At 67.6% G+C, this 19,603-nt stretch carries 19 protein-coding genes; 14 read left to right on the top strand and 5 right to left on the bottom strand.

The window, feature by feature from the left end; all coding sequences use genetic code 11:
* Positions 1-18 precede the first annotated feature (18 nt).
* From A3ES_RS0108635 to A3ES_RS0108590, 11 genes are all read left to right on the top strand, one after another.
* Positions 19-783 carry an alpha/beta fold hydrolase gene (locus tag A3ES_RS0108635; RefSeq protein ID WP_020386397.1) on the top strand — a complete coding sequence of 255 codons (765 nt, stop codon included), beginning with the start codon at positions 19-21 and terminating at the stop codon, positions 781-783.
* A gap of 125 nt (positions 784-908) precedes the next feature.
* Entirely contained in the window at positions 909-1,295 is a 387-nt protein-coding gene (locus A3ES_RS56685) for an exo-beta-N-acetylmuramidase NamZ domain-containing protein (protein ID WP_272944604.1), read from the top strand.
* Positions 1,268-1,999 (top strand): exo-beta-N-acetylmuramidase NamZ family protein, encoded by a 732-nt coding sequence (locus tag A3ES_RS46640; protein ID WP_272944603.1) that lies wholly within the window; start codon positions 1,268-1,270, stop codon positions 1,997-1,999. The genes A3ES_RS56685 and A3ES_RS46640 overlap by 28 nt, the downstream gene beginning before the upstream one ends.
* Positions 1,996-2,958 (top strand): GNAT family N-acetyltransferase, encoded by a 963-nt coding sequence (locus tag A3ES_RS0108625; RefSeq protein ID WP_020386396.1) that lies wholly within the window; start codon positions 1,996-1,998, stop codon positions 2,956-2,958. The genes A3ES_RS46640 and A3ES_RS0108625 overlap by 4 nt, the downstream gene beginning before the upstream one ends.
* Before the next feature lie 7 nt (positions 2,959-2,965).
* Complete coding sequence (locus tag A3ES_RS0108620) at positions 2,966-4,234, top strand: ABC transporter substrate-binding protein (protein WP_020386395.1); 1,269 nt, start codon at positions 2,966-2,968, stop codon at positions 4,232-4,234.
* On the top strand, positions 4,231-5,175 hold the full coding sequence (locus A3ES_RS0108615; RefSeq protein WP_020386394.1) for a carbohydrate ABC transporter permease: 945 nt from the start codon (positions 4,231-4,233) through the stop codon (positions 5,173-5,175). The genes A3ES_RS0108620 and A3ES_RS0108615 overlap by 4 nt, the downstream gene beginning before the upstream one ends.
* Positions 5,172-6,041, top strand: a complete 870-nt coding sequence (locus A3ES_RS0108610; protein WP_020386393.1) for a carbohydrate ABC transporter permease — start codon at positions 5,172-5,174, stop codon at positions 6,039-6,041. Before A3ES_RS0108615 ends, A3ES_RS0108610 begins: the two co-directional genes overlap by 4 nt.
* 28 nt (positions 6,042-6,069) lie before the next feature.
* The gene (locus A3ES_RS0108605) at positions 6,070-6,762 is read left to right on the top strand and encodes a PIG-L deacetylase family protein (protein ID WP_020386392.1); all 693 of its coding nucleotides are present in this window, start codon (positions 6,070-6,072) and stop codon (positions 6,760-6,762) included.
* Positions 6,763-7,036: 274 nt separating this feature from the next.
* Complete coding sequence (locus A3ES_RS55435; protein ID WP_202806465.1) at positions 7,037-7,165, top strand: NUDIX hydrolase; 129 nt, start codon at positions 7,037-7,039, stop codon at positions 7,163-7,165.
* A 424-nt stretch (positions 7,166-7,589) separates the two neighbouring features.
* Entirely contained in the window at positions 7,590-8,516 is a 927-nt protein-coding gene (locus A3ES_RS0108595) for a GTP-binding protein LepA (RefSeq protein ID WP_237744889.1), read from the top strand.
* A gap of 148 nt (positions 8,517-8,664) precedes the next feature.
* The gene (locus A3ES_RS0108590; protein ID WP_040454266.1) at positions 8,665-10,509 is read left to right on the top strand and encodes a S8 family serine peptidase; all 1,845 of its coding nucleotides are present in this window, start codon (positions 8,665-8,667) and stop codon (positions 10,507-10,509) included.
* A 47-nt stretch (positions 10,510-10,556) separates the two neighbouring features.
* Here A3ES_RS0108590 and A3ES_RS0108585 read toward each other — a convergent pair whose 3' ends face one another.
* The 5 genes from A3ES_RS0108585 to mce all read right to left on the bottom strand — a co-directional run bounded on the left by A3ES_RS0108585 (position 10,557) and on the right by mce (position 16,812).
* Entirely contained in the window at positions 10,557-11,903 is a 1,347-nt protein-coding gene (locus tag A3ES_RS0108585; protein WP_020386388.1) for an AI-2E family transporter, read from the bottom strand.
* Positions 11,900-13,567, bottom strand: coding sequence for a coiled-coil domain-containing protein (locus A3ES_RS0108580; protein WP_020386387.1), 1,668 nt, complete (start codon positions 13,565-13,567; stop codon positions 11,900-11,902). Before A3ES_RS0108580 ends, A3ES_RS0108585 begins: the two co-directional genes overlap by 4 nt.
* Before the next feature lie 222 nt (positions 13,568-13,789).
* Complete coding sequence (ccrA, locus tag A3ES_RS0108575; protein WP_020386386.1) at positions 13,790-15,127, bottom strand: crotonyl-CoA carboxylase/reductase; 1,338 nt, start codon at positions 15,125-15,127, stop codon at positions 13,790-13,792.
* A 169-nt stretch (positions 15,128-15,296) separates the two neighbouring features.
* Complete coding sequence (locus A3ES_RS0108570) at positions 15,297-16,259, bottom strand: sensor histidine kinase (RefSeq protein ID WP_157630401.1); 963 nt, start codon at positions 16,257-16,259, stop codon at positions 15,297-15,299.
* A gap of 118 nt (positions 16,260-16,377) precedes the next feature.
* Entirely contained in the window at positions 16,378-16,812 is a 435-nt protein-coding gene (gene mce, locus A3ES_RS0108565; protein ID WP_020386384.1) for a methylmalonyl-CoA epimerase, read from the bottom strand.
* Between the two features lie 93 nt (positions 16,813-16,905).
* Between mce and A3ES_RS0108560 the strand changes: the two genes are divergently transcribed.
* The 3 genes from A3ES_RS0108560 to A3ES_RS54985 all read left to right on the top strand — a co-directional run bounded on the left by A3ES_RS0108560 (position 16,906) and on the right by A3ES_RS54985 (position 19,551).
* On the top strand, positions 16,906-18,123 hold the full coding sequence (locus tag A3ES_RS0108560; RefSeq protein ID WP_020386383.1) for an acetyl-CoA C-acetyltransferase: 1,218 nt from the start codon (positions 16,906-16,908) through the stop codon (positions 18,121-18,123).
* A 60-nt stretch (positions 18,124-18,183) separates the two neighbouring features.
* A complete protein-coding gene (gene meaB / locus A3ES_RS0108555) occupies positions 18,184-19,140 on the top strand; it encodes a methylmalonyl Co-A mutase-associated GTPase MeaB (protein WP_020386382.1) in 957 nt (318 codons plus the stop codon).
* Positions 19,141-19,392: 252 nt separating this feature from the next.
* The gene (locus A3ES_RS54985) at positions 19,393-19,551 is read left to right on the top strand and encodes a hypothetical protein (protein ID WP_020386381.1); all 159 of its coding nucleotides are present in this window, start codon (positions 19,393-19,395) and stop codon (positions 19,549-19,551) included.
* Positions 19,552-19,603: the final 52 nt, after the last annotated feature.

The following is a 19,603-nucleotide window of genomic DNA, read 5'->3' as shown; positions in this document are numbered from 1 at the left end:
GCCCTGCGAAAGGTCTTGATGAAGCTTCCAGTCACGTCGTACGGCGAGAGCGGTTCGCCGGTCGTCGTCATGCACGGGTTGTTCGGGTCGGGGCGGAACTGGATGACGGCGGCGCGGCGGCTGGCGTCGGCGCATCGGGTGTACGCGTTCGACCTGCGCAACCACGGCAGCTCGCCGCACACCGACACGATGAGCTATCCCGAGATGGCGCAGGACGTTGTCGAGACGATCTCCGACCTCGGCGTGGGCCCGGTCGGGCTGGTCGGGCACTCGATGGGCGGCAAGACCGCGATGCTGACCGCGCTGCGTCATCCCGAGGTGGTCGACCGTCTCGTAGTGGTCGACGCAGCGCCGGTCAGCTACCCGCCGGCCTTCGTCGCCTACGCCCAGGCGATGCGCACCGCGGACCTCTCCAACATCCAGCGTCGGGCCGAGGTCGACGCGCAACTAGCCGGCGCGGTCGAGTCGCCCGGCACCCGGGCATTCCTCTTGCAGAACCTGATCCTCGACGACCAGGGCGCCCGCTGGCGCCCGAACCTCCCAGTCATCGAGGCCGCCCTGCCAGCCATCTCCGGCTGGCCTGCCGACGAGAACGGCTCGTACGCCGGCCCGACGCTGTTCGTGTTCGGCGGCAAGTCCGACTACGTCCGGCTGGAACACCGCGACGCGATCTCGCGCTACTTCCCGCAGGTCCAGTACGCCGAGATCCCCGAAGCCGGCCATTGGGTCCACGCCGAGCGTCTGGACGACTTCCTCGCCGCGGTCACGCCGTTCCTCGCCTGAAAGCTGCGCGAACCTGCTCAGACAAACGTTTGCCGGTAACCTGTTGACCTTCACGCAAACACATCGGTAAGTTTTCTACCCAGTTCCTACATGATCCATGATCCGGCACTGGGCGGAGGCGGACGATGGTGCGCACGGGCGCGGAGCGACTGGCCGAAGACCCCGGTCTGGCCGGCGCTGGCCAGTTCGGACTGGTCACCAACTTCACCGGCGTACTCGGCGACCTGCGACCGACGACCTCGGCCTTCCTCGCCGCCGGTCTCCGGTTGACCGCGTTGTTCGGGCCCGAGCACGGCCTCAACGGCACCGCGCAAGCCGGCGAAAGCGAGCCCGCGACCACCGACCCCGAGACCGGGCTGCCGGTCTTCGACACCTATCGCCGCCAAGGCGCCGGCCTCGAGGCGCTCATCGAGGAGTCGGGGGTCGAGGCACTGATCTCGACATCCAGGACATCGGTACGCGGTTCTACACCTACATCTGGACCATGTACGACTGCCTTCAGGCGTCTTTAGGAACCGGCCGGCGGTTCATCGTCCTGGACCGGCCGAACCCCCTCGGGGGTCAGGTCGAAGGCCCGATGCTGCAGCCCGGCTTCGAGAGCTTTGTCGGCCGGGCCCCGATCCCAATCCGCCACGGCCTGACCGTTGGCGAACTGGCGCGGCATTTCTCACCCCAGGCCGAGGTCATCCCGATGACTGGCTGGACACGTGCTCTCGACTGGCCATGGGTGCCGCCGTCGCCCAACATGCCGACCCTGGACACGGCGCTCGTCTACCCCGGGATGGGCCTGTTCGAAGGCACCAACGTCAGCGAGGGCCGGGGCACCACAAGACCGTTCGAGACCATCGGTGCTCCCTTCTTCGATCGGCGACTCGTCCCCGCACTGCGCGTCTGCGATCTCCCCGGTGTGGCCTTCCGCAGTACTTGGTTCCAGCCGGTCTTCAGCAAGTACGCCGGCCAGGTGCTGCCCGGCGTACAGCTGCATGTGCTCGATCGCCAAGCCTTCGAGCCGGTTCGTACCGCCCTGGTGATCCTCCGGACCCTGCGCGATCTGTACTCCGGCGAGCTCGCGTTCCGCCCGGAGCTGGATCGCCTCTGGGGCTCGGATTCGTTGCGCAAGGCCCTCATCGCCGGCGACGACCCGCTGCAGCTGCTGACGGACCCAGGGGAGTGGCTCGACCCAGCCGTGCTGCTCTACGAAGGAGTCAATGGATGATCCGCACCTTCGCCGTCGGGGACGGGCCGCGCTTGGCTCAAGCCTGGACCGCCGCCGCGCCCGCCGACCCGATCGGTTACGACCGCTTCCGCGATCTGATCCTGCTCGACCGCAACTTCGATCCGGCCGGACTGCAGGTTGCCGAGGACAACGGTCAGGTCGTCGGCGCCGCCTACGCGGTACGTCGCCTGATCGCCGCGACCGGTGGTGACCTCGAACCGGATACCGGCTGGATCCCCTTCTTCTTCGTGCATCCCGATCACCAGGGTCGCGGCATCGGTCGTGAACTGTTGTCGGCGGCAATGGACTGGCTCGCGAGCGAACGGCGTACCGAGGTCTTCTTCTCGTCCTACACCCCGAACTACTTCCTGCCCGGCCTGGACGCCCAGCGCAACCCGGCGGCCCGCGCGCTGACGGAGGAGCTCGGCTTCCAGACGCAGTACGAGGCGGTCGCGATGGATCGCAGCCTGGTCGGCTACCAGATTCCCGGCGACGTCCGCGAACGCATCGCTCGGCTGGAGACGGACGGCTTCCGCTTCGGTACTCCGACCGGCGACGAGCTCACGGAACTCATCACGGTCGCGGCCGGCTTCAACCCCGACTGGGCCCGAGCGATTCGCGAGGCGGTGCTGGCCGGGCTGCCGCTGGACCGCATCGTCGTCGCCTTCGCGCCCGACCGGACCGTGCTCGGCTGGGCGATGCACGGCACGTATGAAGGCGTGCCGGAGCGCTTCGGGCCGTTCGGCGTACTGCCGGCCAGCCGTGGCACAGGTCTCGGCAAGGTCCTGCTCCACCTGACCCTGCAACGGATGACCGGCCTTGGCGCCCACAGCGCCTGGTTCCTTTGGACCGGCGAGCAGTCCGCCGCGGGACAGCTCTACCTGAAGACCGGCTTCACGATCACCCGCAAGTTCGCGATTCTCCGGGCCCCGCTGGTCCCGGCCGACGGGAAGGATTGATATGCGAATGACTCAAGGCATCCGGCTGGCCGTCGTACTGGGACTGCTGGCGTCCGGTACTGCGTGCTCAGGTGGTGAGGGGGCGAGTGGAGACGGCAAGGTCCAGCTCACCCTGCTCAGCCACTACGGCTCCCACCCGGCCAAGGACGGGCTGGACAAGATGCTCGAGCAATGGAACAAGGAGAACCCGGACATCCAGGTGAAGTCCGAGGTGGTCAAGTTCGACGACCTGCTCACCACCTTGACGGTTCGGCAGACCGGCGGTCGCGGTGCCGACATCGTCAGCGCCTACGGTCTGTGGGGCGGTCAGTTGCAGAAGGCGAACGTCCTCGCCAAGGTGCCGGATGACGTTGCCAAGGGCATCAACTCGAAATACAGCCCGGCCGCGCTGGGAGCTGTCACGACTGGTGGCACCCTGCTTGGCTACCCGACCGAGCTGAACACGTATGGACTCTTCTACAACAAGAAGATCCTGGCCGCGGCCGGCGTCACCAAGCCGCCCGCGACCTGGGCCGAACTGCAGGAGACCGCGAAGAAGGTCGCCAAGCGCGATGCCAAGGGCAACGTTCAGGTCGAAGGCCTGAGCCTGATCCAGGACGGCGACAACAAGTCGGCCCATCCGTTCCTGTCGCTCCTCGACTCGGCCGGCGGTACCTTCCTCGGGCCGGACGGCAAGGCGCAGTTCGACAACGCGCAGGGCAAGTCGGCGCTGCGGCTGGAGGCCGACCTGGCGGCGGCGAAGGCGACCGATCCGTCGATCTCACCGGTGAAGCAGTTCCGCAGTGGCGGTGTCGCGATGGCGATCCAGGCGGGCTGGTGGGTCGGCAGCCTGAAGACGCAGATGGCCGGCAAGTACTCCGACGTCGGCGTCGCGCCGATCCCCGGCCCGACCGCCGGCAGCAAGGGGTCGCTCGCGTACGGGTTCTTCATGGGCGTCAACCAGCGCAGCAAGCATTCCGAGGAAGCATGGAAGTTTCTTGCCTGGCTCAACGATCACCAGACCGACAGCGGTGTCACGGGGATGGGTCAGTACCTCGCGGACATGGGCCTGATCCCGCCGCGCACCGCTGACGCCGCGACGCTCAAGAAGTCTCTGAAGGACCCGAACCTGGTACCGATCTACGACGCCGCGGAGTACGCGATGCCGGAGCCGAACATGCCAGGTGCGTACGAAGCCAAGACGGCCCTGCATAACTCGATCATGACGGTTCTGTCCGATGGCAAGAGCCCCGACGAGGCGCTCGCCCAAGCGGCCAAGGCCGTCAAACCACAGTGACGACCGCCGAGAGCACCCTACGGGCGGAGGCGCCTCGGGCGACCGCCTCCGCCCGTCAGGGCTTCCACCGCGAAGGGCGGGCGGCGTACCTGTTCCTCGCGCCGTCGCTGCTCTTCTTCTGCATCTTCCTGATCCTCCCGTTCCTGTTCGCCGTCGTACTGGCGTTCTCCGACTGGGGTGGCTTCGACCTCGGGACGATCGAGTGGGCCGGGCTGAAAAACTTCTCCGACGTGCTCCGCTTCGACGGGACCTTCGTCAAGCCGATCCTGGTCAACACGCTGTTGTTCGCCTTCGGCTCGGTGGCCTTGGCAACCATCGGCTCCGTACTGGTTGCCTACTGCATCGACAGGCTGAGCTTCCAGGGCTTCTGGCGGGTCCTGTACTTCCTGCCGGTGGTCGCGACGGTGGTGGCCATCGGCAACGTCTGGAAGATGATGTACCAGCCGGCCGGCCTGATCAACGGCATCCTGAACAAACTCGGCGCGAACAGCATCGGCTTCCTGTCCGACGCCAACTACGCCCTCCCAGCGGTGACAGTCGTCCATGCCTGGGCCTCGATCGGTGGCGCCGTCCTGATCCTCACTGCCGGCCTCAAGTCCATCCCCGAGATGTACTACGAGGCCGCCGAGGTCGACGGCGCGAACACCTGGCGGATGTTCTGGCAGATCACCTTGCCGCTGCTCAGGCCGTCGCTGCTGTTCGTGTTGATCACCCAGTTCATCGGCGGACTGCAGTCGTTCGCGCTGATCATCGTGATGACAACCGACGGCGGGCCGGTCAACGCGACCAACGTCGCGGCGTTCGAGATGTACCAGCAGGCGTTCAAGTTCGGCGCATGGGGAACTGCGAGCGCGATGGCGATGGTGTTGTTCGTCGTCATCCTGGTGATCACCCTGCTCCAGCTGTACGTCGCCCGCCGGCGCGGGGAGGAGACCTCATGAGACGCCGGTTCCCCTGGTTCGCCTACCTGGTGGTCATTCTGGGTGGCGTCGCGATGGTGATGCCCTTCCTCGACATGGTGATGAGTTCCTTCAAGGGCGCGGGGGAATACGGCGTTCTCCCGTACAAGCTGCTGCCCGAATCGTTCAGCCTCGACAACTACCGGGCCGCCTTCGAGCAGCTCGAACTCGTCCGGCTGTTCCGCAACAGCGTGATCGTCACGATCAGCGTCACCGTGAGCGTGCTGGTCACCTCCAGCATGGCCGGCTACGCACTGGCCAAGCTGCGCTTCCGCGGTCGCGCCGTGATCTTCCGGTTCATCCTCGCCACGATGATGCTGCCGCCGTTCCTGCTGCTGATCCCGACCTTCCTGATTATGCTCAACTGGCCGCTGGCCGGCGGCAACGACCTGCTCGGCCGCGGCGGCGACGGCGGGCTGACTACCAGCCTGCTGGCGCTGATCCTGCCGTTCACCGTCAGCGGCTTCGGCATCTTCCTGATGCGCCAGTTCATGGTCTCGCTGCCCGACGAGATGCTCGAGGCGGCCAGGATCGACGGGGCGAACCAGTGGCAGATCTGGCGGCTGATCGTGCTGCCGCAGACCAAACCGGTGGCGATCACCCTCGGGCTGATCACCTTCATCGGCATGTGGAACGAGTACATCTGGACCTTGCTCATCTCGTCGTCCGACCCCGATCTGCAGACGCTGCCGGTCGGCATCCAGTTGCTGCAGAGCTTCCTCGACCCGGACCGGACGATGCCGATCGTGATGGCCGGCCTGGTGATCAGCACGCTGCCCGTGCTGGCCGTCTTCCTGGTCTTCCAGAAGTACTACGTCCGCGGCGTCGTGCTCAGCGGCCTGAAATAGCCCCAACCCCGGCAAGGAGATCCCTGCAATGAACAGATCGGTGGTCGCCTTCGGCGGACACATCGGCGACATGGACCTGACCGCGGGACCGACCCTGGCCAAGCTCGTGCTCGAGGGCGCGAACGCGACCATCGTCGCCCTCACCTATGGCGAGCGCGGCCACCCCCGGCTCTCGCCGGCGGAGTACAAGGTGCAGAAGCTGGCCGAAGGCGAGGCGTTCGCGACGGCGATCGGCGCCGACTTCATCGCCCTCGACCACAGCGACGGCTTCCTGCCGGACACCGACGAGGTCGCCTTCGAACTGGCCTCGATCATCCGGGAGAAGCAGCCGGACACACTCATCACACACTGGAAGCACAGCATCCACCGCGACCACGAGTACACCGCGAAACTCGCCGAGAGGGCGCGCTTCCTGGCGGCGCTGCCGATGGAGCAGGACCTGCCGCGGCATTCGGTGAAGACGTTCTTGCATGCGGAGAACTGGGAGGACATGGAGGGCTTCGAGCCGTCCATCTACGTGCCGATCCCGGACGAAGCGTTCTACCGCTGGGTGAGCGCCATCCGCCACCAGGCTTTCGCGCGGGGCGAGACTTACGGCTTCCGGTACATCGACTACTACACAGCCCTGATGACAATGCGAGGCTGCCTCTCCGGCTATCCCCGAGCCTGCGCTTTCGCGAACCCCCGCACACCCGAGGTCACCAAGCTCGCCGGCCCCTAGTACTACACCCACGCGCACTCAGAACCCAGTTGGCCCACCATCTCAGACCGGCTGGCTGTCCCGACCGACAGGACATAGTCGCCGAATCGTGGGGTTTGGCGGGTAGCTCAGGCGGGCGGAGGGATATACGTAGACGACTATGTCCTGTCGATCGGGACAGCCCACCCGATCGCGAGCGTCAGAACCGACGTCGCAGCTGACCCACGCCCGATCGACCAGGCGCCGACTGTCGACACCGCCTCCGCCCACCAGCTCTTCGAACTAAAGTGCCGGGATGAGTTTCCGGATGGCGGCGTATGCGGTGTGTATCGAAGGTGGGCGGGTGCTTCTCGCCCGGTATGTCTCGCCGAAGGGCGAGGGAAGCTGGTGGACTCTCCCCGGTGGCAAGGTCGAGCCGGGCTGATCGACGTCGGCCTCACGCTGGCACAGACCGCTCCGGCAACCGGCCACGTCGCGTCCATCCCAGTCGGCGGCCTGATCCGGCACTGAGGCCTCAGGCCCGTACTTCGGAGGTCTGCGCAGTCGGCAAACCAGGGATGGTTCAGTGGACTCCCGGACGTGAACCGGCCCCGGCATCTTCATACTGGTAGTCGTATCCAGCAACGGACCGAAGAGTCCCGAAGCCGGCTGCCGACGTGCGAGGGATCACGGCATCGTGCGCGAAAAGGTAGTGGGTGATGCTACCCCGGGGGAAGTAAGGTGAGACTTACTCAATGTCGGGGCCGACCGAAGTTGAACCGAGGGCCTGGGGCGGGGGAAATCGTCATCATGAGAGATTGCGGCAACTGGAGCCGGGGGCTGGGCTGGGCGTTCCGGGTGGCTTGGTCATGACTGCCTCCGGTACTTCGCCCTGGCGCCGGTTCAGGCGTGGGCGCCGGAGGCCGTTCACGGTCGAGGCGCGGCTGGCTGAGCATGTCGAGCGGCTGGCTGATGAGCATCCGCCGATCCCGGTGGACAGTGCCGACTACTCGATGGCGCGACCGGAGTTGCTCGCCGAGCGGTTCGGCCCGGTGCTCACCTATATGTCGAGGGTCGAGCTGGAAGTCGAGCGGAACGTGCTGGAGCTCAACTTGTTGCTGCCGGATCCGCCGCCCATCGATCGGCACTTCTACGCCGATGTGTGGCTGCCGCAGGAGATCCATCACGGGTTGCTGCTGGATCGGCTGCAGTCGCTGGCCGGCCTGCCGCCGTCGACGCCGGACCTTACCCATGTGTCGCTCAGCTTCCGGGTGCTCGGTGCGCTCGGGCGGTTGAGCGCCGTACAGGACGTGACCCGGATGATGTACTACCTCACCGGCGTCGCGACGGAGCAGTCGGCCATTCTCGCGTACAACAAGCTTCACCTGGGCCTGCTGGATCTCGGCGAGCGAGCTATTGCCTCGACCATCGTCGCGCCGATCAAGCGTCAGGAGCCGGGGCACTTCGCCTACTACAAGATCGCTGCTCAGGGTTTGTGGTCCGAGCTGACCCAGTGGCAGAAGTGGCTGGTCCGTACCTTGCGGCGGCACACGTTCGAACCCGTCGGCGCGTATACCAAGAAGCAGTGGGCCGAGTTCGGTGCGGTGATGCACCATCTCGGCATCACGACGGAAGGCGAGAAGGGGATCACCCGGTACGCCGAGCAGATCGGCCGGCTGGAGCTCGAACTGCTCTGGGCCCAACGGCAAGGACTGCGCGTGCCGACCTACGTCCTGGACTCCCTCAGGACCGCCGCCCGCCTAGACGCAACCGATCGCCGCGTCCCCAATCTCTGAAGCCGAAACTCTCTGAAGCCGAAAGCACCCGGATGGTCTCCCATCCGGGTGCTGCCGCCGCTACGTAGTACTTACTTAATGGGGTCCGGATTGTTTCGGTCCGCAGAGCCACCGACAGTGATGGTCCGCCCACACTTCGGAGGTAGCGATGCGAAAAAGAACGATACTGGGGGTCTTGGCCGCGGTCGCGCTGCTGCTGGCCGGTCAGAGCCCGGCCGCGGCGGCGCCGATCGGCCGGATCCTCAACGAAGGTGCCCCGGACACCATCCCCGGGCGCTACATCGTCGGCCTGTACGGCGGTACGTCGCTGACCGCGTCGGCGGAGTCGATGGTCGCGGGTGAGGCCCGCGGCCTGACTGATCGGTACGGCGGCAAGATCGGCTACGTGTACTCCGCAACGCTGCGCGGCTTCTCGGCCGCGATGTCGGAGGCGCAGGCCAAACGGCTCGCGGCCGACCCGAAGGTGGAGTTCGTCCAGCAGTCCCTTTGGGTGCATCGGGCAACGGTTCCGATGGCCAACGTGTACGGCGCGACTCGAAGTACGGCGGCCGGCCGGGCACTCGCAGGCGAGCAGCCGAATCCGCCGTCCTGGGGACTGGACCGGATCGACGGCGTGAAGGACCGGGCCTACAAGTACCCGAACACCGGTACCGGTGTCACCGTCTACAACACCGACTCCGAGCTGAACACCGACCACGTCGCCTTCGAGGGCCGGGCCAAGTCCGGCTACGACTTCGTCGACGAAGACCCGAACGTCAACGAGTGCAAGGGCCAGTTCGACCAGGGCCACGGCACCCACACGGCCGGTACGTCGAGCAGCGAGACGTACGGCGTGGCCAAGGACGTCACCGTGATCGGCGTGAAGGTGCTCGGCTGTGACGGCAACGCGCCCGACGCGGACGGGATCCAGGGTATCGAGTGGGTCACCAAGAACGCCGTGAAGCCCGCGGTCGCGAACGCGAGCTGGACCTCGGGCGGCGCCAACGCCGACCCCGAGGGAGTCAACCGCGCGGTGAAGGCCTCGATCGCGGCCGGCATCACCTGGGCAGTTGCTGCCGGCAACAACGGCGGCGATGCCTGTTCGGTGAGCCCGGCCAAGGTCGCCGAGGCGATCACGGTCGCGTCCACCGACGAGAACGACAACCGGTCGAGCTTCTCCAACCTCGGCTCCTGCGTCGATATCTTCGCGCCCGGCGGCAGCATCACGTCGGCCAGCAACTCGAGCAACACCGGCTCGAAGGGCATGTCCGGTACGTCGATGGCAGCACCGCACGTGACCGGCGCGGCGGCCCTGTACCTCGCGGCGAACCCGACCGCGACACCGCAGCAGGTCCGCGACGGGCTCGTCTCGCTGGCGATGAGCGGCGTGGTGAAGAACCCGGGCACGGGGTCTCCGAACAAGTTGCTCGACGTCAGCAAGATCGGTGGCTCGGGTCCGCCGCCGGTGGGTGTGCCGGTTGCCGCGTTCACCGCGAGCTGCACGGATTCGACGCTGGCGTGCGCCTTCGACGGGTCGGCTTCCAGCGACGAGGGCGGTTCGATCACGGCGTACCGGTGGGACTTCGGCGACGGCAGCACTGGCGAAGGGGTGAAGCCGGCGGCGCACAAGTACGCGAAGGCGGGCAGCTACAGCGTCAAGCTGACGGTCACCGACAACGACGGCAAGACCGATGACGAGGTGAAGTCGGTGCAGGTCGGGCAGAGCGCGGGCAGTCCGCCGGTGGCGGCCTTCTCGGTGAGTTGCTTCTACCAGAAGTGCGACTTCGACGCCGCGAGCTCACGCGACCCGGACAACGACATCGCCGGCTATGCGTGGAAGTTCGGCGATGCCCAGACCGGTACCGGGACGAAGGTCTCGCACAACTACCCGGCCGGGCAGGCGACCTACACCGCCGAGCTGACGGTGACGGATCGCGCGGGCAACTCCGCCTCGGCGACGAAGCGGATCCAGTGCTTCAGCGCCGGCGCACAGGCGCTCTGCTTCGCCAGCTAGAAGTTGGTACCTCGGACGCCCTGCGGTGTCCGAGGTACCGGCAACGACTAGGAAGCGTCGGCCTTGCGGACCCAGACCTCGCGGATGATCAGCAGGATGGCCGCGGCGGTCGGGATGGCGAGCAGAGCGCCGACGACGCCGAGCAGCGCGCCACCGAGCAGGGCCGCGATCACCGTGACGGCGCCGGGGATGTCGACCGCGCGGCGCATGATCCGCGGCGCGACGACGTAGTTCTCGATCTGCTGGTAGATGATGCCGTACACGAGGCAGGCGACACCGGTCCAGAGCCCGTCGGTGAAGCCGATCAGTGCGACCAGCACGACGCCGATCAGCCCACCGACCATCGGGATGAACGCGGTGAACATGACCACGATCGCCAGCGCAACGGCGTACTCGCCGAGGCCGACGATCTGCAGGAAGATGAACATGCAGAGCCCGGCACACGCCGCCACCAGGAACTGGCCGCTGACGTAGCCGCCGACCCGGCTGAGCACCTCGTCGCCGAGGATCGACACCCGGTTCCGCCGGGTGGCCGGAACCAGGCTGTACGCCGCGCGCTTGACCGTCGGCAGCGAGGCCAGGAAGTACAGGGTGAGGATCAGGATCGTGAACGCCGAGAACAGCGCGTTCGCGACCACCTTGCCGACGCCGAGGATGCCGCCGAACGCCTTCTGCGCCAGCGCCGGGTCCTGGATGTAGTCCTGCGCCTTCTTGATGAAGTCGTAGCGCACGTTGAGTTCGTTCAACGTCTTGGACTTGGTCAGCAGGTCGAGCCATTGCGGCGCGTTGGTGATCAGCCCGTCGATCTGGTCGGTGACGACCGGGACGATCGCGAGGCCGACGCCGGTGACCGCGAGGATCATCAGCAGGAAGACGACGCCGACCGCGAGCCCACGCTTCAGGCCGCGGCGCATGAACCACTCGACCAGCGGGTTCAGGCCGACCGCGATGAACATCGACACGATCAGCAGGATGAGGACCGACTTGGCCTGGCCGAGCGCGTTCCACAGACCCCAGGCGACGAGTACGCCGAGGGCCGCGAAGAAGCCGAACACGAACGGGTTCGATCGGTGCAGCGGGCGACCGGGCTGGCCCATCCCCTCCGAGGGATGCCGCTCGTCGATCAGCAGCTCGCCCACCAGACTCTGCTCGTCCTCCCTCGCCGCCTGGGCCTGCTCGGCGGCTTGGGCGGAATGCTTGGCGGCGATCTCGGCGTGATCCGCCGCGTCCTCCGACTCCTCCGCCGAGTTCTCGGCGTTCTCGGCGGACTGTTCCGCGTCGTCAGCAGCCGCCTCGGCCTCGACCGCGGCGGCCTTCGCCTCGCGGGTGGCTTCCTCGAGTTCTGTGATCTCAGTGGCCTTGCCGGTCGAGTTCTGGTCGCCGGAAGGCGTCACTTCTCATCCTTCGTGGCCGGGAGGTCGTCATCCGCCTTCGCCTTGACGTCGTTCGCCTTGGGCACCTTGACGTTCGCCTTGGCATCGTCAGCCTCGGCGTCGGCCGCCTTGGAGTCGTCGGCCGGCTTGTCGGCCTTCGAGTCGGTGCTCAGGCCGGGCAGCCGGAACTCGTCGATCCGGGTCTCGTCCCGCGGCGGCTCGGCGTCCCGGAGGTCGTCGACGCTGCTCGCGTCCACCCGCAGGTTGGTGTCGATGCGGGTCTCGTCCACCCGCGCATCGCCGGCGTCAGCACCGACAAACGGGCTGCCACCCGCGAACGGGTTCCCACCACGCCCGAGATCAGCCTCTTCCGGCTCCACCTCGGCAGCCGCGTAGGTCGCGGCGGGCCTGTCGGAGCCGGTCGTGTACGTCGCTGGGGCGTCGTCGCCGTACGACGGTGCGGCGAACGGGCTACCCGAGGAACTGCTCGGCGCATCGAGACCCGACGCGGGAGCCCCGAACGGGCTGCCCGAGGAACTGCTCGGTGCGTCGGCACCCTTTGCGAACTGGCTGCTCGGCGGGGCGGCCGGGGGAGCTGCCGGCGCGGCGAACGGGTTGCTGTACGGAGTGGCCGTTTCGGAGTCGAGCTCGGCGGCCTGGCGCGCGATGTTGCTGGCGATGTCGTTCAGGCCGGCGATCTGTGCCAGGATGCCGTCGCGGCGCTTGGCGAGCCGCTCGGTCTCGCGGGCGATGATCGTGCGCGACCGCTCCGCCTCGTCGGCGGCGCTGGCCAGCTCGGCCTCGGACCGGGTGCGCGCGGTGGTGAGCTGCTGCTCGGCCTCGCGGCGGGCGCGGGCCAGCGTGCGCTCGGCGGAGTCGTCCGCTTCCGCGCGGATCTTGCGCGCCTGCTCGGTGGCCTCGGCGACCCGGCGCTCCGAGGCCTCGGCGGCCTCGCGCATCTGGGTGGTCAGGTTCTCGGTGTCGGCGGCGATCTTGGAGTGCTTGTCGGCCAGTTCCTTGGCCTGCTGCTCGCGCTCGTCGGCCAGTCGCGCCCGCAGGGCGGCGGACTCACGCTGGATCGCGGTGCGGATCTTCTCCGCCTCGTGCAGCGCGCCGTTCTTCATCGTGCTGGACTCGGACTCGGCCGTCAGCTGCAGCGTCTCCGCCTTGCGACGGGCAGCGGCGAGTACTTCGGCGGCCTCGGTGTCGGCGGTCCGGCGGATCTCGGCCGCGTCGCCTTCCGCAGTACGGCGCATGCTGTCGGACTCGTTCAGCGCGACGGTGCGGATGTCCTGGGCCTCGCGCTCACCGGTCGCCCGCGCGGCGGTAGCTTCCTTGGCGGCGGTGGTGCGGAGCTCGTCGGCCTCACGACGGGCCTCTTCGAGGGCCTCGGAGGCCTGGTCCTGGGCGAGCCGCAGGATCTGCGCGGCCCGGTCACCGAGCCCGGCGTACGACGGGTTGGCGCTGGCATCGAGCTGGCGCTTGGCCTCCTCGAGTTGCCGTTGCAGGGGAGCGGAGTTGGCCTGCGCCTCCTCCAGCCGGCCGCGGGCGTCGGCGAGCTGCATCTCCAGCGCGCGGACGTAGTCGTCCACGGCCTGTTTGTCGTACCCGCGACGCCCGACGGGGAACCCCCCGGCAGCGGTCGCCGTACGATCGAAAAACGGCAGGCTCGACTCGTCAGCCATCCCAAAGAGTCCCTTCTGGCGGCTCGGTTGAATCCCTCACCCTAAAGCCTGTCAGAGCCCCCACCCACCACGCCAACCGGGTCACCACCCGAACACCAACCGCGACCCCCGGGCGGCCGGACGTCCACCACTCATGAAGTCGCGGCGCGGGCCCGGCCCCACGCTCACGCCCACCGGAATCTGCCGCGATCCCGGGGCTTTGTGAGTGGTGGCGGTCCGGGGCTACCGGTCGCGGAAGCGGTTGATCTGGGTGAGGTGCTGTTCGCGCAGCTCGGGATTCTTGACGCCGAGGCCTTCGCCGGGGGCGAGGGTGAGGACGCCGACCTTGCCCTGGTGGAGATTGCGGTGCACGTCGTAGGCCGCCTGGCCGGTCTCCTCGAGCGGGTAGACCCGGCTCAGCGTGGGATGCACCATGCCCTTGGCGATCAGCCGGTTCGCCTCCCACGCCTCGCGGTAGTTGGCGAAGTGCGAGCCGATGATCCGCTTGAGGTTCATCCACAGATAGCGGTTGTCGTACTCGTGCATATAGCCCGACGTCGACGCACACGTCACGATCGTCCCGCCCCGCCGCGCGACGTACGTGGACGCCCCGAACGTCTCCCGCCCAGGATGCTCGAAGACGATGTCCGGATCGTCCCCACCCGTCAGCTCCCGGATCTTCGCGCCGAACCGCTTCCACTCGCGAGCATCCTGGGTGTGCTCGTCCGACCAGAACTTGTACCCCTCGGCCGACCGGTCGATGATCAGCTCCGCGCCCATCGCCCGGCAGATCTCCGCCTTCTCCGGCGAGGACACCACGCAGACCGGGATCGCCCCGCCGTTCAGCGCGAACTGCGTCGCATAAGAGCCGAGCCCACCCGACGCGCCCCAGATCAGCACGACGTCGCCCTGCTTCATGTTCGCGCCGTTCGCCGACACCAGTTGCCGGTACGCCGTACTGTTCACCAGCCCGGGCGAAGCGGCCTCCTCCCAGGTCAGGTGGGCCGGCTTCGGCATCAACTGGTTCGACTTCACCAGCGCGAGCTCGGCCAGCCCGCCGAAGTTGGTCTCGAATCCCCAGATCCGCTGCTCCGAGTCCATCATCGTGTCGTTGTGCCCGTCCGGCGATTCGAGCTCGACCGACAGGCAGTGCGCGACGACCTCGTCGCCCGGCTTCCACGCGTTCACGCCGGGCCCGGTCCGCAGTACGACGCCGGCCAGGTCCGAGCCGACCACGTGGTACGGCAGGTCGTGGCGGGCGGTCAGCGGTGACAGTTTCCCGTACCGCTTGAGGAAGCTGAAGGTGGAGACCGGCTCGAAGATCGAGGTCCACACGGTGTTGTAGTTGATCGCGCTCGCCATCACCGCGACCAGCGCCTCGCCCGGCCCGAGCTCCGGCGTCGGTACGTCGTCCAGGTGCAGGCTCTTGCGCGGGTCCTTCTCGTTGGCCGCCAGGCCCTCGAACATCCCGGTCTCGTCCGCGTGCACGGTGATACCGCGATAGTGCGCCGGTACTTCGAGCCGGCTGAATTCCTCCGCGGGCGTGTCGCCGGCCAGGATCGCGTCGAGGATCTGCTTCACGTCGTACCTCCGGGTGGGTGGAGCGTGTGAAAGCGGAATCTACCGACGAGTATGCCCCGCTTTGAAGGGTTCTGTGATGGAGGTCGCAGCCGTTGAGACGACCGTCACTTTTCCAGTCCACTGCGTTTAGTGGTCTTACTCGGGCAAGTGCTTTCGATGGCAGCCTTGCCTACCCCGCCCCTCCGCCCCGGTCAAGCCTGCTGTGCAGCCGGACCTGGGTGCCGGTCCCGCTGGACCTGAGCTGGACCAGGTCGCAGAGCTGGTTCGCCATCCAGGTGCCCCGCCCACCGAGCCCTTCGATCGGTGGCAGCACCCGCCCGACCAGCAGGTCGTCGATCCGGCCGCGATCCGCGACGTCGAGGATCAGTGTCCGGTGCTGCGCCCACAGCGACAACGTCCCCTGCCCGCCACCGAACCGCACGCTGTTGGTGCAGATCTCATGCAATGCCAGCGCCAGATCGTCCACCTGATCCCGCGACAGCCCTTGCGACCGCGCCCACTCGGCCGCCCATCGCCGTACTGCGGTCAGCTCGGCCAGCCCGAACTCGCGCCGCTGCGCCCACCCCGGTACTGCGGGCAGCGACGCGCCGAAGAGCTCCAGCGCGACCTTGCCCCAGTCGAGGGAGCAGCCGTTCCGCGACCCGATCACGACCGGATGGGTCTCGGCCGGCTCGAGCTCGGGGGAGAGGGCCGCAGCGGAGTACGGGCAGCGCAGCCGGAACGGGCCGGAGTGCTCGAAGGCCACGTTGAGCAACGCCTCGTGGAGCTTGGCCTCCGTGAACTCGGCAGCGGTCCTGCCCGGGTATGCGGGCTCACCGAGACCGCGAATCGAGCGCCCGGGATGGCGGCGCATCAGGTCGGCCCAGAGCGGGATGATCCGCGCCGGGTTGCGGCCGGCGACGGTCATGTCGATGAAGGTGATCTGCCCGGCGAGGTCGCCGAGTTCCTTGCGCAGTAAGGAGATCCGCTCCGGCGGGAGGGCTGCGAGCACCACCTCGCCGGCGCTCAGGCCGTCGCGGAGGAACGGAGTTGCCCGGCGCACGAAGTCGTCATCATCGATGTAGACGAAGGCGTCGTGCTGAAAACCGGCTGGACCACCGTTCACTGCTTCAGGGGCGCTGTCGATCAGCACCTCAACAGCGTAGTCCCGAACCGGCATTCCGGCCTGCTGAAATGCGGCTCGTCACCGACGGTTACCAGCGGTGACCGGCGGCGCTCATCCGTACGCCGCTGGGCGCGGTGCCGCTGATTCAGGAGGCGGGCTCGACCAGTTCGATCAGGACTCCGCCGGTGCCGCGCGGGTGCAGGAAGTTGACCCGCGAACCCGCAGTGCCGCGGCGCGGTTCGTCGTACAGGAGGACGGCGCCGCGTTCGCGCAAGGTGGCCGAGACGGCGTCGAGGTCGCGGACCCGGTACGCGAGTTGCTGGATGCCCGGGCCGCGCTGGGTCAGGAAGCGGGCGATCGGGGAGTCTTCCGACAATGGTGCGAGCAGCTGGATCGAGGAGCCGCTGCCGCCGACCGAGAGCATCGCCTCGCGGACGCCCTGCTCCTCGTTGATCTCCTCGTGCGCGACCGTCATGCCGAACGTCTCGGCGTAGAACCGGACCGCCTCGTCGAAGTCCGCCACGGCGATGCCGACATGGTCGATGGCTTCGAACAGGGTCTGGGTTCCGGTGACGTCCATGGCTTCAGATTGGCCTGCCTGTGCGCCGATTCCAATCGAGTGTGACCGGATCGACAGCTCCGTACCAGTGCGCTCGCAGGTATCGTGAGATGCATGTCTGACACCACTCGCAACCCGCAGAACACAACTGTCATAGTCGCCGGTGCGCGGACGCCCATCGGGCGGTTGCTGGGTGGCCTGAAGGGCTTCACCGGCGCCGAGCTCGGCGGCTTCGCGATCAAGGCCGCGCTGGCCAAGGCCGGCGTCGCACCCGAGCAGGTCGAGTACGTGATCATGGGCCAGGTACTGCAGGCCGGCGCGGGCCAGATCGCCGCCCGCCAGGCCGCGGTCAAGGGCGGCATCCCGATGTCGGTGCCCGCGATCACCATCAACAAGGTCTGCCTGTCCGGCCTGAACGCGATCGCGATGGCCGACCAGCTGATCCGCGCCGGCGAGTACGACGTGGTGGTGGCCGGCGGGATGGAGTCGATGACGAACGCGCCGCACCTGCTGAAGAAGTCGCGCGAGGGATTCAAGTACGGCGACACCGCGCTGGTCGACTCGATGTCGTTCGACGGGCTGTGGGACGCCTTCACCGACCAGGGCATGGGCCCGCTCACCGATCAGGTGAACAACGACGGCCTGCAGGTGACCCGCGAGGAGCAGGACGAGTTCAGCGTCCGGTCGCACCAGCTGGCTGCGGAGGGCTGGAAGAACGGCGTCTTCGCCGACGAGGTGGTGCCGGTCGAGGTCCCGCAGCGCAAGGGTGACCCGCTGGTGATCGACGCGGACGAGGGCATTCGCGCCGACACCTCGCTGGAGTCGCTCAGCCGGTTGCGGCCGGCGTTCGGCAAGGACGGCACGATCACCGCCGGCTCGGCCTCGCAGATCTCCGACGGTGGCTGTGCCGTCGTCGTGATGAGCAAGGCGAAGGCCGAGGAGCTCGGGCTGACCTGGCTGGCCGAGATCGGCGCGCACGGTTCGGTCGCCGGGCCGGACTCGTCGCTGCAGAGCCAGCCGGCCAACGCGATCGTCAAGGCCTGCTCGAAGGAAGGCATCGAGCCCGCCGCGCTCGACCTGATCGAGATCAACGAGGCCTTCGCGGCCGTCGGAATCGCCAGCGCCCGTGAGCTGAACGTCGACCTGGACAAGGTCAACGTGAACGGCGGCGCGATCGCGGTCGGCCACCCGATCGGCATGTCGGGCGCCCGGCTGGTGCTGCACCTGGCGCTGGAGCTTCAGCGCCGCGGCGGCGGTACCGGTGCCGCGGCCCTGTGCGGCGGTGGCGGCCAGGGTGATGCCCTCATCGTCCGGGTTCCGCAGAAGAGCTGACGCCGAGGGTTACGCTCTGCCCTTTGCCTTCCATTCGTACCCCGAGCTGACAGAGAGCCGATGCCACGACGGACTGCCCCGGTCGCCGAGCTGGTCGAGAGAGCCCGCGACGGCGACTCGCGGGCAGTCGCACGGCTCATCTCGCTCGTCGAGGACGAGTCGCCGCTGCTGCGCGAGGTGATGGCAGCGCTCGCGCCGCATGCCGGCCGGGCGCACATCATCGGCATCACCGGCTCGCCGGGGGTCGGCAAGTCGACCTCCACCTCGGCGCTCGTTTCGGCGTACCGGGCGACGGGGAAGCGGGTCGGAGTACTGGCCGTCGATCCGTCGTCGCCGTTCTCCGGTGGCGCGCTGCTCGGCGACCGGGTCCGGATGCAGGACCATGCGACCGATACCGGCGTGTTCATCCGCTCGATGGCCTCTCGCGGCCATCTGGGCGGCCTGGCCTGGACCACCCCGCAGGCGCTGCGGGTGCTCGACGCGGCCGGCTTCGACGTCGTCCTGGTCGAAACCGTCGGGGTCGGGCAGTCCGAGGTCGAGATCGCCGGGATGGCCGACACGACGATCATCCTGCTCGCGCCCGGGATGGGCGACGGCATCCAGGCCGCGAAGGCGGGCATCCTCGAGGTCGGCGACATCTACGTGGTGAACAAGGCCGACCGCGACGGCGTCCAGAACGTCACTCGCGACCTGCGCGCGATGCTCGCGCTGGCCGAGCGCGGCCCGGACGCCTGGACCCCGCCGATCCTGAAAACGGTTGCCTCCCGCAACGAAGGCGTCGACGAGGTGGTCACCGCGATCGAGGACCGGCTGACCTGGATGAGTGGCAACGGCGTACTGACCGAACGCCGCCGCACCCGGGCCCGCGACGAGATCGAGGCGATCGCGATGACCGCCCTGCGATCCCGGTTCGCGCACCTTCACGGCGACGCGCGACTCGACGTACTGGCCGCGAAGGTCGCCGACGGAAGTACCGATCCCTACTCCGCCGCCGACGAACTGATCGACGCACTCTGAGCTTCGTCACTGACACACTTGGCGACTCTCTGTCACATCCGAAAGCGGGCAGGGAAGTAGTGAATGTGCCCTGTCGGGCTACGTTCGTCTCATGGCGGCGCGCCGGTGGCTGCCATGGCCCCTGATCCGTTACAGAATGGATCTTGAAGCTGGTGGGCATTGTGCGGTGGGCTGTGTTCAGTCAGTGACAATCAGTGACTATCCGTGATACAACACAGTCGACCGAATTGGTTGCGAACGAGGAGTGGTGACATGCCGAAGAAGCTGCTGATCTGGCTGGTCATCGCCTTTGCGGCGTTCTATCTGTTCACACAGCCGGAGAACGCCGCAAATGCCGTAGGAGGTGCGTTCTCGGCCGTAGGCGATGCGTTCGGGAGCGTGATCACGTTCCTGTCCGCGCTGTTCAACTGAGCCTTCAGTCAAGTGTCCCGTATCGAGCATTCGTGCGGGACACTTGGCTGTA

Source organism: Kribbella catacumbae DSM 19601, from assembly GCF_000372465.1.
GTDB classification, from domain to species: domain Bacteria; phylum Actinomycetota; class Actinomycetes; order Propionibacteriales; family Kribbellaceae; genus Kribbella; species Kribbella catacumbae.
This window is presented reverse-complemented; position numbering and strand designations above follow the sequence as displayed.

Coding starts and splice junctions, on each gene's coding strand:
- A3ES_RS0108635 (WP_020386397.1), top strand. CDS start 19: ATGAAGCTTCCAGTCACGTCGTACGGCGAGAGCGGTTCGCCGGTCGTC.
- A3ES_RS56685 (WP_272944604.1), top strand. CDS start 909: ATGGTGCGCACGGGCGCGGAGCGACTGGCCGAAGACCCCGGTCTGGCC.
- A3ES_RS46640 (WP_272944603.1), top strand. CDS start 1,268: ATGTACGACTGCCTTCAGGCGTCTTTAGGAACCGGCCGGCGGTTCATC.
- A3ES_RS0108625 (WP_020386396.1), top strand. CDS start 1,996: ATGATCCGCACCTTCGCCGTCGGGGACGGGCCGCGCTTGGCTCAAGCC.
- A3ES_RS0108620 (WP_020386395.1), top strand. CDS start 2,966: ATGACTCAAGGCATCCGGCTGGCCGTCGTACTGGGACTGCTGGCGTCC.
- A3ES_RS0108610 (WP_020386393.1), top strand. CDS start 5,172: ATGAGACGCCGGTTCCCCTGGTTCGCCTACCTGGTGGTCATTCTGGGT.
- A3ES_RS0108605 (WP_020386392.1), top strand. CDS start 6,070: ATGAACAGATCGGTGGTCGCCTTCGGCGGACACATCGGCGACATGGAC.
- A3ES_RS55435 (WP_202806465.1), top strand. CDS start 7,037: ATGAGTTTCCGGATGGCGGCGTATGCGGTGTGTATCGAAGGTGGGCGG.
- A3ES_RS0108595 (WP_237744889.1), top strand. CDS start 7,590: ATGACTGCCTCCGGTACTTCGCCCTGGCGCCGGTTCAGGCGTGGGCGC.
- A3ES_RS0108590 (WP_040454266.1), top strand. CDS start 8,665: ATGCGAAAAAGAACGATACTGGGGGTCTTGGCCGCGGTCGCGCTGCTG.
- A3ES_RS0108580 (WP_020386387.1), bottom strand. CDS start 13,567: ATGGCTGACGAGTCGAGCCTGCCGTTTTTCGATCGTACGGCGACCGCT.
- mce (WP_020386384.1), bottom strand. CDS start 16,812: ATGGACGTCACCGGAACCCAGACCCTGTTCGAAGCCATCGACCATGTC.
- A3ES_RS0108560 (WP_020386383.1), top strand. CDS start 16,906: ATGTCTGACACCACTCGCAACCCGCAGAACACAACTGTCATAGTCGCC.
- meaB (WP_020386382.1), top strand. CDS start 18,184: ATGCCACGACGGACTGCCCCGGTCGCCGAGCTGGTCGAGAGAGCCCGC.
- A3ES_RS54985 (WP_020386381.1), top strand. CDS start 19,393: ATGCCGAAGAAGCTGCTGATCTGGCTGGTCATCGCCTTTGCGGCGTTC.